Annotated in this window: 16 protein-coding genes; 8 read left to right on the forward strand and 8 right to left on the reverse strand. The window is 72.9% G+C overall.

Features of this window, described 5'->3' with window-relative positions; translation table 11 throughout:
* Positions 1-37: 37 nt before the first annotated feature.
* On the reverse strand, positions 38-685 hold the full coding sequence (locus BSB02_RS20010) for a prepilin peptidase (protein ID WP_084960527.1): 648 nt from the start codon (positions 683-685) through the stop codon (positions 38-40).
* A 205-nt stretch (positions 686-890) separates the two neighbouring features.
* Between BSB02_RS20010 and BSB02_RS41095 the strand changes: the two genes are divergently transcribed.
* Complete coding sequence (locus BSB02_RS41095; RefSeq protein ID WP_169729407.1) at positions 891-1031, forward strand: hypothetical protein; 141 nt, start codon at positions 891-893, stop codon at positions 1029-1031.
* A gap of 8 nt (positions 1032-1039) precedes the next feature.
* Here the strand turns inward: BSB02_RS41095 and BSB02_RS20015 are convergent, their stop codons facing one another.
* Together BSB02_RS20015 and BSB02_RS20020 are read right to left on the reverse strand one after the other, a co-directional pair.
* Entirely contained in the window at positions 1040-1618 is a 579-nt protein-coding gene (locus BSB02_RS20015) for an SseB family protein (protein WP_084960528.1), read from the reverse strand.
* A 74-nt stretch (positions 1619-1692) separates the two neighbouring features.
* Positions 1693-3165, reverse strand: a complete 1473-nt coding sequence (locus BSB02_RS20020) for an AAA family ATPase (protein ID WP_240506532.1) — start codon at positions 3163-3165, stop codon at positions 1693-1695.
* Between the two features lie 144 nt (positions 3166-3309).
* Here BSB02_RS20020 and BSB02_RS20025 point away from each other — a divergent pair, with 144 nt between their 5' ends.
* A complete protein-coding gene (locus BSB02_RS20025) occupies positions 3310-3705 on the forward strand; it encodes a hypothetical protein (RefSeq protein ID WP_084960531.1) in 396 nt (131 codons plus the stop codon).
* A gap of 48 nt (positions 3706-3753) precedes the next feature.
* On the opposite strand, the gene bar is transcribed toward BSB02_RS20025, so the two are convergent.
* Both bar and BSB02_RS20035 read right to left on the reverse strand, forming a co-directional pair.
* The gene (bar, locus tag BSB02_RS20030) at positions 3754-4851 is read right to left on the reverse strand and encodes a barbiturase (RefSeq protein WP_084960533.1); all 1098 of its coding nucleotides are present in this window, start codon (positions 4849-4851) and stop codon (positions 3754-3756) included.
* Positions 4835-5779 (reverse strand): carbamate kinase, encoded by a 945-nt coding sequence (locus tag BSB02_RS20035; RefSeq protein ID WP_240506534.1) that lies wholly within the window; start codon positions 5777-5779, stop codon positions 4835-4837. The genes bar and BSB02_RS20035 overlap by 17 nt, the downstream gene beginning before the upstream one ends.
* Before the next feature lie 117 nt (positions 5780-5896).
* Here BSB02_RS20035 and BSB02_RS20040 point away from each other — a divergent pair, with 117 nt between their 5' ends.
* Positions 5897-6868 (forward strand): GNAT family N-acetyltransferase, encoded by a 972-nt coding sequence (locus BSB02_RS20040; RefSeq protein ID WP_158088680.1) that lies wholly within the window; start codon positions 5897-5899, stop codon positions 6866-6868.
* Between the two features lie 189 nt (positions 6869-7057).
* Here BSB02_RS20040 and BSB02_RS20045 read toward each other — a convergent pair whose 3' ends face one another.
* A complete protein-coding gene (locus BSB02_RS20045; RefSeq protein WP_420855870.1) occupies positions 7058-8203 on the reverse strand; it encodes a pyridoxal phosphate-dependent aminotransferase in 1146 nt (381 codons plus the stop codon).
* Positions 8204-8270: 67 nt separating this feature from the next.
* On the opposite strand from BSB02_RS20045, the gene BSB02_RS20050 reads away from it, so the two are divergent.
* Genes BSB02_RS20050 through BSB02_RS20065 form a run of 4 tightly spaced genes read left to right on the forward strand, consistent with a single transcriptional unit; the run spans position 8271 to position 10742 of the window.
* Positions 8271-9152: a DUF418 domain-containing protein gene (locus BSB02_RS20050; RefSeq protein ID WP_084960541.1), complete on the forward strand. Its 882-nt coding sequence runs from the start codon at positions 8271-8273 to the stop codon at positions 9150-9152.
* A complete protein-coding gene (locus BSB02_RS20055; protein ID WP_084960542.1) occupies positions 9112-9903 on the forward strand; it encodes a carbon-nitrogen hydrolase family protein in 792 nt (263 codons plus the stop codon). Before BSB02_RS20050 ends, BSB02_RS20055 begins: the two co-directional genes overlap by 41 nt.
* Before the next feature lie 9 nt (positions 9904-9912).
* Positions 9913-10359, forward strand: a complete 447-nt coding sequence (locus BSB02_RS20060) for a hypothetical protein (RefSeq protein ID WP_240506535.1) — start codon at positions 9913-9915, stop codon at positions 10357-10359.
* Positions 10356-10742 (forward strand): hypothetical protein, encoded by a 387-nt coding sequence (locus tag BSB02_RS20065; protein WP_084960546.1) that lies wholly within the window; start codon positions 10356-10358, stop codon positions 10740-10742. Before BSB02_RS20060 ends, BSB02_RS20065 begins: the two co-directional genes overlap by 4 nt.
* On the opposite strand, the gene BSB02_RS20070 is transcribed toward BSB02_RS20065, so the two are convergent.
* Positions 10739-12223 carry a carboxyl transferase domain-containing protein gene (locus tag BSB02_RS20070; protein ID WP_084960548.1) on the reverse strand — a complete coding sequence of 495 codons (1485 nt, stop codon included), beginning with the start codon at positions 12221-12223 and terminating at the stop codon, positions 10739-10741. The two genes, BSB02_RS20065 and BSB02_RS20070, sit on opposite strands and share 4 nt — an antisense overlap.
* Positions 12220-13380: a CaiB/BaiF CoA transferase family protein gene (locus tag BSB02_RS20075; protein ID WP_084960550.1), complete on the reverse strand. Its 1161-nt coding sequence runs from the start codon at positions 13378-13380 to the stop codon at positions 12220-12222. Before BSB02_RS20075 ends, BSB02_RS20070 begins: the two co-directional genes overlap by 4 nt.
* A gap of 55 nt (positions 13381-13435) precedes the next feature.
* On the opposite strand from BSB02_RS20075, the gene BSB02_RS20080 reads away from it, so the two are divergent.
* The gene (locus BSB02_RS20080; RefSeq protein WP_084960553.1) at positions 13436-13975 is read left to right on the forward strand and encodes a uridine kinase family protein; all 540 of its coding nucleotides are present in this window, start codon (positions 13436-13438) and stop codon (positions 13973-13975) included.
* Positions 13976-14023: the final 48 nt, after the last annotated feature.

Genomic DNA, 14023 nt, shown 5'->3' on the forward strand with positions numbered 1-14023 from the left:
TTCCAGACGTGGCCGGGTGCGCCGTCCGGGGTGACCATCAGGCGAGACAGACGGCGGCCAGCGCGCCGATCAGCATGAAAGGACCGAAGGGGAATTCCGTTGATTTGTCCCCCTTTTTCGTGATGAGGAGGCCGATGGCGTAGAGGGCTCCGGCGAACTGCCCGGCCAGCGCGGCGACGGCCCACGCCTGCCAGCCGAGGGCGCCGCCCACCATGCCGATCAGGCCGGCGAGCTTGACATCGCCCAGGCCCATGGCGTGCGGGCGCAGGAACCACAGCACGCCGTACACCCCGGCCAGGGCCACGCCGCCGAGGAGGGCACGGGGCAGCTCGCCGGTGGGGAGCAGCAGGAGGGCGAGGATCGGGTAGGACGGGATGGTGATCACGTCGGGGAGGCGGCGGGTGCGCCAGTCGACCACCGCCAGGAGGACGCCGGCGACGGCGGCGTAGGCCAGGCCCGGCAGGTACGGCGGCGCGGCACGCCAGGCGACCAGGGCGCACACCGTGGCGGTGGCCAGCTCGACGACGGGCGGCCGGCCGGGGCGCGGCAGGCGCGACAGGGCCCCGAAGGCGTATCTGGCCTCCTTGCGCGTGTCCGCGGGGTCCGGCCCGAACCCGGCGGCGACGGCGCGCGCGTAAAGGCCCGCGAGGAACCCTCCCGCGAAGGCCACGACGATGCTGAGCACCCGGCTGAGCCTAATCGCGTACGGCGGGGCGAGGGCGCCGATGTGCGGGACTGTGGATGACGCCGGGGCGGTCCGGCCGGGCTGTGGAGAATCGGCGCCTGCGGAACGGCGGGGCCGATGCGCTAGGCTGCCACGCACTCAGCTGCGTAAACGCCTCACCGCACCCGTGGTGAGCCCCTCCCGATCCCCCCGGCAGGAAGGCCTCATGAGCGAGCACGTCCACGTCCGCGTCAACCACGGCCTGGCCGTCACCGAGGACGGAGACCTGGTGGAGGAGTACCGGTGCAGGTGCGGCGCCACCTGGACCCGCGTCCACCCGGTCCATGAGGGCCGTCCGGAGCACTGAGCGGTCGGTCAGCGGCGGCGGGACAACCAGCGGCGCCACCGCGGAGGAGAGTCACCGGCGGCGGGGCTCGGGGTGGCGGCGGGAGAGCCGTCGGCTTCCAGACGCGCCACCGTCACGCCCGGAACCGGGTGAGCCGCACCGGACTGGACCGCGGCCAGCGCCCGCAGCACCGGTCCCTCGATCACGAAGCTCACCGGGCCCGCCACGTCCACGACGACGGCCGCCGCCCCTTCCTGGACGGCCGCCTGGCACACCCGGGGCGTCGTCGCCTGGATCGGCCGCGCGTCGGGCCGCCAGCGGGCCAGCGCCTCCGTCCCCGTGAAGGCGAGCACCGCCTCCCTGCCGTCCTTGCCCACCAGTTTGGGCAGGGCCATCTCGCTTTCCTTCTCCTGCCTGAGCCCGTGCGCGCCCACCTCGGTCTCGGTGAGGATCGCGACCACCGGCACGAGCAGCCGCGCGCCGCTCAGCGCGGACAGCACGGCCGTGGCGTCAGCCGTACCGGCGGCGAAGGCGGACAGCGCGGCGGCGACGGCGGGGTCGGCGCTGCCGTCGTCGTCGGGACGCAGGGGTTGCGGGATGCTCGGCACAATCCTTCACCGTACCGCCCCAATGCTGTACGGCCGCCGCCGGCGACTCCCGAAGCAGCCGCCAAGACCCACGGTCAGGCGCCGCCGTACAGGCGACGGAGGTCGATGAGCTCCACGTCCGGCCGGGACCGCGCCAGGCGCCTGAGCTCAGGGGTGAAGCCGGAACGGGCGAACAGCAGCAGTTTGGGCAGCCGGCCGACCTTCGCGGCCGGGAGCAGGCCGCGCAGATGCTCCAGACGTTGCAGGTGAGGCAGGTCCATGGGCGCGAGCGTGCCCTTCGCCTCTCCGAGGGCGGTGATCCTCTCTCCTGCGAAAGGGATGCCCTCGGTGACCACGATGTCCACCTCGTGTCCCTGGCGGTGCTCGCGGCAGGCGATCTCGGTGGGCCGTACGGCTGCCGCCGCACCGCCGAGTGTTTCCGGGTCGGCGTGCAGGAAGCACCACTGGCGCGCGAGGTCCTCAAAGTGCGGGCCGTAGATCTTGGCGGCCACGGTGTCGGCGCACGCCTCCCACACGCGGGCCGCCCGTCTGGACACCAGCTCCGGCTCGTGGCGCTGGATGACCAGCTGGTGGAGGCGTACGACCGGCTCGGCGATCCGGAAGACGGTGCGCTTGTCCCGCAGAGCGTCGTCGATCTGCTCGATCAGCCCGATGTCGCACAGGCCCCTCAGCAGATGGGCCACCGCGCTGCTCGGCCGTCCGAGGGCCGCGGCGATCTCCGACCGCCGGTGGTTGCCTGCGCTGATGGCGGTCAACGTGGCCGCGTAGGAGGTCGGATCAACGATCGACGGCTCCTCGCGCAGGAGCAGCGCCCCCTCACGGAACATCGCGGAGGCGGGGCTCAGGAGCCGGCGTGCCACCCAGCTGTCGAACTCCGTCAGGTTGGCCGGACCGGAGCCGCCGCTCATCTCCAGGTAAGCGGGTGTGCCGCCGACCAGTGCGTGCACGCGGAAGGCCAGCTCCGGGTCGTCCGACACTCCCCAGAACGCGCCCGCTTCACGGAATCCGAAGGGCCGGACCACCAATTCCATGGCGGCACGTCCGCGCAACGGCGCACCACCGCCCAGCAGTTGCGCCATCGTGGTCAAGGCGCTGCCGCACAGGATCAACCGGGTGCGGGTGTGCTCCTTGGCGTATCCCAGCGGACTGAGGGCCTGCTGGAGATAGGACGGCAGGGCGGGAGTAGCGGAGACGAGGTAGGGAAACTCGTCGATGATCACAGGTGTCGCGCGATCCTCGCCCAGGCGCAGCAACTCCTCAACGGCCTCCCGCCAGCCGGTGAAGGTGACGGCCTGCCGCAGTCCGCGATAGTCGGCGTACGCCATGCCCAGATCGGCGAGGTTCTGGGCCGCCGTCTGCTGGGTGGCCGCGAAGAGAAACCCCTTCGTCTGCCTGGCCAGCAGTTCGAGCATCAACGTCTTGCCCTGGCGGCGGCGACCGTACACCAGAGCGAGAGTGGCGCCCATGGAGGCGGCAGTGCTGAAGTCGATCAGATCGCGCCACTCGTCGTCGCGGCCGAACAGTCGTGCGGGCTTACCGGCGGTCACGCCGAGAATGATAGCTGAGATTATCATAACTGTAGCTATCATTCTTGGCGCGCACGTGCTTATGACCAGCTCCCGCTCCCAGTGGAACGGCCCGCAGCTCTCACCCCTCGCCGGCACCACGCGCGTCCCAGCTTTCTCGCCCGGGTGGTCGGCCCGCATTTCAAGCAGTTGTGCCGCCAGTTCGCGCTCCGCGAGGGCATCCGGCTGTTCGACGGGCTGCCCGCCGAGGTGGCGGCCGGAGCCGTACCCGACCCGGCGAACCGGACCCGGATCCAGGTGGACGTGGTGGTTCTCGCCCCCGCCGAGCCTGGGCGACGCCGAACAGTTCTGTCGCTCGGCGAGGTCAAGTGGGGCAAGGCGATGGACCCGCGCCACCTGCACCGCCTGCGGCGTGCCCGCGACCTGTTGTCGGCCAGGGGATACGACACCAGCCAGACGGTCGTGGCGTGTTACGGCGGCGAGGGCTTCGACCCGGAGCTGAGGCAGCAGGCGGGGCGCGAGCGGCTGGCGCCGATCGGGGTGGAGGAGCTCTACGGGTGACGCCTCACCGGGTGGCGGGAGCCGTACTCCCGCCACCTCGTGACGAGGTCAGTCGAGGCGGGCGATGGCCGCGACGGGACCGCCGCCCGAAGGGCCCTGGTGGACCGCCGCCACCGACACGAACACCGCCGGGTCGCCCGTGACCGAGGCGGTGACCCCGCCCACGGCGGCCTTGATCTGGCGGTGCCAGTGCACGTCGGAGTCGTCCAGCATGATGTTGCGCCGCCCGCGTACCCGGCCCGACGGGTCGGCCTCGCACTTGAGGAAGACGTTCACCAGGCGTCCTCCCAGGTCGGAGGGGTGGGGCCGGTCGGGCAGCGGGATGCCGGAGGACCGGATGGCCTCCCAGATCCCGTCGGTGTCCAGGGCGTCCTTCATCACCGAGTGCCCGATGCGGTAGCGCCCGCCGATCCCCCGGACGTTGCCGACGACGACGATCTGGGCCCGGTCCAGCTCCACTCCGCTGGAGCAGGAGGCGACGCTGCTGTAGAGGGACAGGTCCTTGAAGATCTGGTCCTCGCGCGGCATCTCGATCTCGCCGAGGGCCACCGCGATGCCCAGGGCCGTGGTCGCGTTGGACAGGTCCATGGACGGGCCCGTCTCCTCGATGGCGGTGTCCTTGCCGCGGCTGCGCGCGTCCTCGATGCTGGCCAGGGTCAGCAGCGGGGTCTTGGTCTGGACGTAGTGCACGTCGGCCGGGTCGTCGATGCCGGCGATCTTCATGGCCTCCCGCACCCCGGCCGCGACCTTCTCGACCATGGCGGGCCGCCCGATGTCCTCGGGCAGGATGATGTCGCTCATGGCCACGCCGACGGACAGGCGCGGCTCCTCGGTGGCCGGCACGGTCGAGGGGTCGACGGTGGCGAAGACGGTCGCGTGCGGGCTGAGGACGCCGTCGGTCCCGCCCGACCACACCAGCGGCACGCTGTCGGGCGCGGGGTGGCCCTTGCGGGCGAGCACGCCCCGGAAGGCCATGTCGGCCAGGATGCGGGTGTAGTCGTTGACTCCCCCGTTGCCCTCGGTCTTGCCGATCACCGCGAGCACCCGGTGCGCCTCGATCACGCCCTCGTCGATGAGCCGTTCGAGCCCGGAGGCGTCGGTCACGCTCTCGATCATGACTTTGCGCACTTCAATCGGATCCGGCATGGTTCTCCGCTTCCTTCGCCAGTGGTTCAACTCTCGTGCCGACGTTCCCGGTGAGGGCCTCGGCCAGGTCGCGCAGCGCCGTGATGACCGCGAGGGACCCGCCGCCGGAGACGAACCGCAGCGCGGCCTCCACCTTCGGACCCATGCTGCCTCCCGCGAAGTGCCCGGCGGCGTGAAGGACACGCAGTTCGCCGGCCGAGATCCGGCCGATCGGCCGCGGGTCCGGCCCGCCGTACCCGACGACGGCGTTGGGCACGTCGGTGGCGATGATCAGGGTCGTCGCGCCGACCGCGCGGGCCAGCAGCGCCGCCGCGAGGTCCTTGTCGATGACCGCCTCGACCCCGGTCAGCGAGCCGTCGGCGCGCCGTACCACGGGGACTCCCCCGCCCCCGGCGGCCACGACCGTGAAGCCCGCGGCCATGAGCGCCCGCACCGCGTCGGCGTCGAGGATCTCCAGCGGCTCGGGCGAGGCGACCACGCGCCGCCAGCCGCGCTCGAAGCGCCGCCAGCTCTGGCCCAGCTTCTCGAAGCGCCGCGCCTCCTGCTCGGTGAAGTAGCGGCCGATCGGCTTGACGGGGTCGGCGAAGGCGGGGTCGGCGGCGTCGACGAGCGTGCGGGTGACGACGGTCGCCGTGCGCCCGCCGAGCGCGTTGAGGACGAGCGTGCCGATCGTGGCCTGCGTCTGGGCGCCGCACCAGTCCAGCGGCACCGGCGGCACCACGTCGGCGGCGATCTGGTTCTTCAGCAGCAGGTTGCCGACCTGGGGCCCGTTGCCGTGGGTGAGCACGACCCGGTGCCCGGCCTCGATGAGGCCGCGCACCGGTCCCATGGCCTGCTCGATCGCGGCCCGCTGGTCCTCGGGCGAGGCGCTGCCGTCGGGCGCGGTCATGGCGTTGCCGCCCAGCGCGATGAGGACTCGTTCACCCACGGTGGCGACGCTACTGACAACACCGGCGCGATTCATGGGCAATGTCTGCCAAACGGGCCGTCGAACGCCGAGGTCCGCCAACGGAAAACCGTTGGACGGCGAAGATACGCTCAGGCCGTGCTGGACATCTCCCGGCTGGAGCCGGACCAGATCCCCGAGTACCACGCCGCCTACCGGGCCGCGCTAGCCGACTCGCCGGTGCCGCCACTCGGCCTGCGCCGCTTCACGGTCGCGGTGACCACCGGCTGGGCCGGCAACCGGGTGGAGACGTGGGCCGCGCTGCGCGAGGGGGCGGTCGTCGGCGGCATCACGCTGGTGCTGCCCACCGCCGACAACACCAGGCTGGGCTTCCTGTCCAGCGCCTTCGTGCTGCCGCGGGCGCGGCGGCAGGGCATCGGCACCGCGCTGGTCGGCCTGGCCAGGAAGCGGTGCCGGGAGGAGGGCCGCGAGGCGCTGGTGGGCGGCTCCCGCGCCGAGGGCCCGGGTCCCGCCTTCGCCCGCGCCATGGGCGCCCGCCCCGCCATGGCCGACTCCCTCCGCCTCCTGACGCTGCCGGTGCGCGACGCCTCCGCGCTGCGTGCCGAGGCGGTACGGCACAGCGCGGGATACGCGCTGGAGCAGTGGACCGGCCCCACGCCCGAGCGCCTGCTGCCCGACCTCGCCACGCTGGTCAACGGCATGAACGACGCGCCGGTCGGCGAGACCGGCATGGAGGACATGGTGTGGGACGCCGAGCGGGTCAGGCGCTATGAGGAGGCGGTCGTCCGCGGCGGCCAGACGGCCTTCACCACGGTGGCCCGGCACGTCGCGACCGGCGCGCCGGCCGCCTACACCAGGCTGCTGGTGGAGGAGGACGCCGACGGGTGGGCCGACCAGGAGGACACGGTGGTGCTGCGCCCGCATCGCGGCCACCGGCTGGGGCTGCTGGTCAAGCTCGCCAACCTCGGCCTGCTGCGCCGCGAGCGGCCGGACGTCACGCGGATCCTCACCGGCAACGCCGACTCCAACACGCACATGGTGGCGATCAACGAGGCGCTGGGGTTCCAGGTGCTCGACCGGCGGATGGAGTGGCGCCTGGACCTCGGCTGAGCCGCCCGCAGGTGGGACTCCGAGCCGTGGTGGCCGGCCCCGGCGGTGATGCTCACGGCCGCGTCGATCGGGCGGTCCAGGCCCAGCGCCCGGGTCCAGCCGGGCGTGCGCAGGCCGGCGGAGACGAAGGTCAGCCGGGGGTGAAGACCGCGGCCTTCCGCGCCAGGGCGAAGACGGGCCGACCCTGCCCTATCGCGTAGACAGGCGCTTGAGGCGGGTCACAGCCTCGTCGATCACCTCGTCCTTCTTGCAGAAGGCGAAGCGCACGAAGTGCCGGCCACGCTCGGGATGGTCGTAGAAGACCTGGGTGGGGATGGCGACCACGCCGGCGAGCTCGGGCAGGCTCCTGGTGAACTCCATGCCGTCGGCGTGGCCCAGCGGCCGGATGTCGGTCTGGACGAAGTAGGTGCCCAGCGGCTTGAGCACGCCGAAGCCCGCCGCGGTCAGCCCCTCCATCAGCCGGTCGCGCTTGCTCTCCAGGCTCTCGCGCAGCGCCGCCACCCACGCCAGCTCGTGCCGCAGCGCGTGGGCCACGGCCAGCTGCCAGGGCCCGCCGGCGGTGAACGTCAGGAACTGCTTGACGGTCTGCACGGCCCGCACCAGCGGCGCCGGAGCGCAGATCCAGCCGGTCTTCCAGCCCGTGACGGAGAACGTCTTGCCCGCCGAGGAGATCATCACGGTCCGCTCCCGCATGCCGGGCAGCGTCGCCAGCGGGATGTGCTCGACCCCGTCGAAGACCAGGTGCTCATATACCTCGTCGGTGATCGCTACCAGGCCGTGGTCCCGGCACACCGCCGCGATCTGCTCCAGCTCCTGTCGCGTGAAGACCGTCCCCGTCGGGTTGTGCGGGGAGTTGACCAGCACGGCCCGCGTGCGGGGCGAGACGGCGGCGCGCAGCTCGGCCGGGTCGAAGGTGAAGCGCCCGCCCTCGGGCCGCAGCGTCACCGCGACCAGCCGGGCGCCCGCCAGCGCGACGGAGGCGGCGTAGGAGTCGTAGTAGGGCTCGAAGGCGATCACCTCCTCGCCCGGCTCGCACAGCGCGAGCACGCTCGCCGCGATGGCCTCGGTCGCGCCGACGGTGACCAGGACCTCCCCGTCGGGGTCGTAGGCCAGCCCGTAGTGGCGCATCCGGTGGTCGGCGACGGCCTGGCGCAGCTCGGGCAGGCCCGGGCCGGGAGGGTACTGGTTCACGCCCGCCCTGATCGCCTCGATCGCCCGCTCCAGCATGGCCGGGGGCCCGTCGGTGTCGGGGAAGCCCTGCCCGAGGTTGATGGAGCCGGTGCGCGCGGCGAGCGCGCTCATCTCCGCGAAGATCGTCGTGCCGAACGAGCGCATCCGCTCGACCAAGGGTTCAGCCACACGCCAAGACTACTGACCTCGTAGGCTGAGATGCCTGACCCCCATGGCGACGACAAGGATCAGACAGCTCGACGCGCTCCGCGGCTTCGCGGTGTGCGGGATCATGCTGGTCAACACCTGGCAGCACAGCGGCACCCAGAACGCCTTCATCGAGTCCGCACTCCAGGGCCGCTTCTACCCGGTCTTCTCGGCACTGTTCGGCGTGAGCTTCGTGCTCATCATGCGGACCAACTCGCGCTGGGTCCTGCTGCGCCGGCTGTTCTGGCTGCTGTGCTTCGGCCTGGTGCAGAACCTCTACTACGACGGCGAGGTGCTGACCCACTACGCCCTGTGGGGCATGGGCCTGCTGCTGCCCGCCTCCTTCATGCCCGGCTTCCTGGTGCTGCCGCTGTCGCTCGGCGTGCTGGCCTGGGGCGTGTGGGCGGGCGGCGGCGCGCTGCTGATCCCGGGCCTGCTCCTGCTCGGCATGGCGATCATGGAGCTGCGGCCCGGCCGGATATGGCTGGCGCCAGCCTTCGCCGTCTCGGCCGCCGCCTCCGTCGCGCTGCTGTGGACGTGGTCGCACAGCGAGAGCGGCTCCTGGACGCTGTACACGCTGGCCTGCCTGACCGGCGCCGCCGCCTACGCCACCGGCTTCCTGCTGCTGCCGGGCACCGGGGTGTTCGAGCCGCTGGGCCGCATGGCGCTGACCAACTACATCACCGGCACGCTGGTCATCGCCCTGACCGACGGGCCGGTGCTGCTCACCGCCGGGGTGACGATCGCCGTCCAGGCGGTCGCGTGCCACCTGTGGCTGGCGCGGTTCCGGTACGGCCCGCTGGAGTGGGTGTGGCGGTGCCTGACGCACCTCCACAGAGTCTCCAACACCCGGATAAAGTCGGACGGTGACGAGCATCGCGCTGTGCCAGATCCCGGTCTCCCCTGACCCCGCCGTCAACCTCAAACGGGCCCGCGAGGCGCTGGCCCGGGCCGAGGGCGCCGAGCTGGCCGTCTTCCCGGAGGCCACCCTCACCCGGTACGGCAAGCACATCACCGAGCTGGCCGAACCCCTCGACGGCCCCTTCGTCACGGGCCTGGCGGAGGCCGCCCGCGAGCACGGCACGGCCGTCATCGCCGGAGTGTTCGAGCCCGGCCCGGGCCGGGTGTACAACACCGCCGTGGCCCTGCGCCCCGACGGCACCCTGGCCGGCGCCTACCGCAAGATCCACCTGTTCGACTCCTTCGGCTCCCGCGAGTCCAGCCTGGTCGCCCCCGGCGGCGAGCCGGCGGTGGTCGAGCTGGCGGGGCTGCGCATCGGGCTCATCACCTGCTACGACGTCCGCTTCCCCGAGCTGGCCAGGGCGCTGGTGGACCGGGGCGCCGAGCTGTTCGCCGTGATCGCGGCCTGGGGGTCCGGGGTGCTCAAGGAGGACCACTGGCTGACGCTGGTCCGCGCCCGCGCGCTGGAGAACACCATGTGGACCGCCGCCGTCGGCCAGGCCCCCAACCCGGCCGAGTCCAATGACGGGTTCGGCATCGGCAGGAGCGTGCTGGTGGACCCGCTCGGCGTCGTGCGGGCCGACCTGGGCAGCGCCCCCGGCGTGCAGGTCGTCCGCGTCGACCACGAGATGACCGCCTCGGCCAGGGCCACCCTGCCCTGCCTCGAACATCGGATCCTGAAGGTCACCGGAAAGTAAAGTGGAAGCGTGAGCAGGACGCAGATGCAGAAGGTGGTGCCGCCGCACCTGCTCGTGCCCTACCTGTCGGGCAAGCGGACCGTGATCTCCGGCTACGTCTACCGGGTGCAGGACTGCGCGCGGCTGACCACGCCACGGCAGCTCTACTTCGGCCTGGACCTGGGCTTCGAGGGCTCCCAGCTCACGCCCGACGTGCCCGAGCTGTACCTCATGCGGTGGTACGCCCGCGACGTCGACACCTACGCCGTGCCGTACGGCCCGCACATGGGCGGCGACTGGAGCGACGTGCCGCCCTTCGCCGGCAACGGGTTCACCACCTCGCGCGAGCACGTCGTGCCGCAGTTCCACACCATGCCGATGCCGATCCCGGCGGGCGCGGAGATCGTGCACGTCACCGCCGAGGAGTGGCGGCCCTTCGCCGAGTACGACGGGCTCACCTGGCGGCGCGCCACATGAGTGTCCCCATCACCAACGGGTTCGTCGCTCGCCTCGGCGAGCACACCTTCCCCGCCGCGGTCGGCCCGGAGGACGACCAGGTCGTGCTGTTCAGCGAGGAGGAGCGGGAGGGCTTCGAGGAGGCCTCCGGCTACTGGCGGCGCACGGTGCGGCGCGAGGAGCTGGAGTGGCTGGTGCTCGTCCGCACGGTCGGCGCGTTCGGCGGCGAGCCGTGCATGGTGCTGGACGAGGACGACAGCGGCCTGCACATCGCCTACACCGGCCACAGCCTGGTCAAGGCCGAGGCGCTGGGCTACTGGATGGTCGACCACGGCGCCTACGAGGTGATCGTCCCGCGCGAGGAGGTCTTCTCGATCAGGATCGAGCGCATCCCGGTCCCCTAACGGTAGCGGGCCAGGCGGGCCGCGAGCCGGTCCTGCTCGCTCATGGCCGACAGCACGGCGATCTCGTGCTCCAGCGTGCGGCTCACCCGGGCGCAGAACTCCCGCGGCTCGTAGGCGGCGTCGGGCCGTTCCGGCACGATGCGGTCGACGATTCCGTCGCGCCGCAGGTCGGTGGCGCGCACGCCCTGGGCGCGGGCGATCTCGGGCGCGAAGTCGACGCTGCGGTACAAGATGGCCGAGGCGCCCTCCGGCGGCAGCGGCGACAGCCAGGCGTGCTGGGCGGCCACCACGCGGTCGGCGGGCAGCAGGGCCAGCGCCCCGCCGCCGGCGCCCTCGCCCAGCAGCAGGCAGACCGTGGGCGCCTCCAGCGTGACCAGGTCGGCCAGGCAGCGGGCGATCTCGGCGGCCAGCCCGCCCTCCTCGGCCGCCTTCGACAGCGCCGCGCCCGCCGTGTCGATCACGGTGACGAGCGGGAGCCGCAGCTCGGCGGCAAGGCGCATGCCCCGCCGGGCCACGCGCAGCCCCGCCGGGCCGAGCGGGGCGACGGTCCGCTGGCGGGTGCGGTCCTGGCCCAGCACCACCGCCGGGGCGGCGCCGAACCTGGCCAGCGCCAGCAGCAGGCCGGGGTCGTGCTCGCCCTCGCCGGTGCCGTTGAGCGGGGTGACGTCGGAGGCGGCCAGCTTGAGCAGGTGCCGCACGCCGGGACGGTCGTCGCGGCGGGACCGGGTGATGGCCTCCCACGCCTCCACCGGGCGCAGCTCCTCCTCGGGCGGCTCGCCGGGGTCGAGCGGGCCGCCGTCGCGGCACAGCACCCGCAGCGCCCGGACGGCGACCTGCCTGACATCGGCGGCGTCGACGACGGCGTCGACCAGCCCGTGCGCGAAGAGGTTCTCGGCCGTCTGCACCCCCGCGGGGAAAGGGTAGCCGTGCAGCGCCTCGAACACGCGCGGCCCCAGGAAGCCGATGAGCGCGCCCGGCTCGGCGGCGGTGATGTGGCCCAGCGACCCCCAGCTGGCGAACACCCCGCCGGTCGTCGGGTGGCGCAGGTAGACCACGTACGGCAGGCCGGCCCGGCGGTGCCGCTGGACCGCCGCGCTGATCTTGACCATCTGGACGAAGGCCAGCGCGCCCTCCTGCATGCGGGTGCCGCCGGAGGCCGGCGCGGCCAGCAGCGGCAGCCGCTCGCTCGTGGCGCGCTCGACCGCGTCGACGAGCCGCCGCGCCGCCGCCACCCCGATCGACCCGGCCAGGAAGGAGAACTCGCACGCCACGATGGCCACCCGGCGACCCTCCAGCAGCCCCTCCCCGGTGAGGACCGCCTCGTCGTAGCCGGACTTGGCCCGGGCCGCGGCCAGTTCCTCGGCGTAGGAGGAGCCGGGCTCGGCCGGATCGGCCACCGGCGCGTCCCACGACCGCCACGACCCAGGGTCGAGGACCGTCTCGATCAGCGTCCTGGCGTCGGCCCTCGCTGACGGGCTCACCGCCGCTCCCGCTCCTCCAGCCAGGCCAGCACCTCGTCCTGATGCTCGCCCAGCATCGGCGGCGGCGCGTGCTCCATCCGCGGGTGGTCGTCGAAGCGCAGCGGCGGGCCGGGCAGCTCGATGCGGCCCAGCACCGGGTGGTCGACCGGGACGAGCAGCCCCTGCGAGCGGGTCTGCTCCCAGGCGTAGACCTCGTCGATCGAGCGGATGGCCCCGGCCGGGACGCCCAGCTCGCGCAGGGCCGCCAGCCAGTGGTCGCGGCCGTGGGCGGCCAGCGCCTTCTCCATGTCCGCGATCAGCTCGTCGCGGTGGGCGAAGCGGTCGCGGTTGGTGGCGTAGCGGGGGTCGTCGGGGTCGATCCCGAGCAGGGTGGCGACCTTGCGCCACTGGGCGTCGTTGGCGACGGCGATCTGCAGCATGCCGTCGGCGCAGTGGAAGGCCCCGTAGGGGGCGATCGAGGCGTGGTGGTTGCCGCCGGCCCGCGGGACCTGGCCGCCCACCGTCCAGGCGGTGCCGTGGTAGGAGTGCACGCCCGTCACCGCAGCCAGCAGCGAGGTGCGCACCACGGCGCCCTTGCCGGTCTTCTCCCGCTCATACAGCGCGGCGGCCACGCCGTACGCGCCGTGGATGCCGGCGAGCAGGTCGGCGATGGACGCGCCGACCCGGTAGGGCTCCTCGGGGCTGGGGCCGGTCAGCGACATCAGCCCGGCCTCCCCCTGGGCGATCTGGTCGTAGCCGGGCCGGCCGCCCTCGGGCCCGTCGTGGCCGAAGCCGGTGATCGACAGGATGACCAGGCGGGGGTTGAGCTCGCGCAGGTGGTCGAAGGACAGGCCGAGGCGGTCCAGCACGCCGGTGCGGAAGTTCTCGATCAGCACGTCGCTGTGCCGCGCCAGCCGTTCCACCAGCGCCTTGCCCTCGGGCGCCTTCAGGTCGACCACGATGGACCGCTTGTTGCGGTTGGCCGCCAGGAAGTACGTCGAGATGTCGCCGGACGGGCCGGCGAACGGCGGCCCCCACCCGCGCGACTCGTCCCCGCCGGCGGGATGCTCCACCTTGATGACATGCGCGCCGAGGTCGCCGAGCATCTGGGCGGCGTGCGGCCCGGCCAGCGCACGGGACAGGTCGAGGACGACGACGCCCTCCAAGGGTCCGCGCAAGTGAACCTCCACGTGGTGTCGGGTCTCCATCATCCCCTATGGGACCATCGGCTCGATGGTCCCCTTGTCCGAGGTCGCCGCTCGCATCCGTGCCCTGCCGCCGTCCTGCGGCCCGGCGCGGCTGGTGGCCGTGGACGGCCCGGCCGGCTCCGGCAAGACGACGCTGGCCCTGCGGCTGGGCGCGGAGCTGAAGGCGCAGGTCGTGCACAGCGACGACTTCCCGGTGCCGTGGGAGGAGGGGCCCGGCGCGTGGTTCGGCGCTTTGGAGAAAGCCGTGCTGGAGCCGCTGTCTCGAGGCCGCGCAGGTGGGTTTCATCGCTACGACTGGGTGCGGGGCCGCTACGCCGAGCACGTCGCCGTCCCGCCCGCCCCGGTGCTCCTCATCGAGGGGGTCGGGACGGCCCGCCGCGGCGCCGACCACCTGCTGGCCTTCCGCGTCTGGATGGAGGCGCCGCGCGAGGTGCGCCGGCGGCGGGTGATCGAGCGCGACGGGCCGCGGCTGGAGGAGCAGTGGCGGGCCTGGTTCGCCGCCGAGGAGGCGTGGTTCGCCGAGGACCGCACCAGGGAAAGGGCCGACCTCGTGGTGGTCACCTAGCCGCAATGCCGTATAGATAGGCGTTGGGTGCTTGTGTCAAGTCGCCTG

The sequence above is a fragment of the Thermoactinospora rubra genome (assembly GCF_002093975.1).
Lineage (GTDB): Bacteria > Actinomycetota > Actinomycetes > Streptosporangiales > Streptosporangiaceae > Nonomuraea > Nonomuraea rubra_A.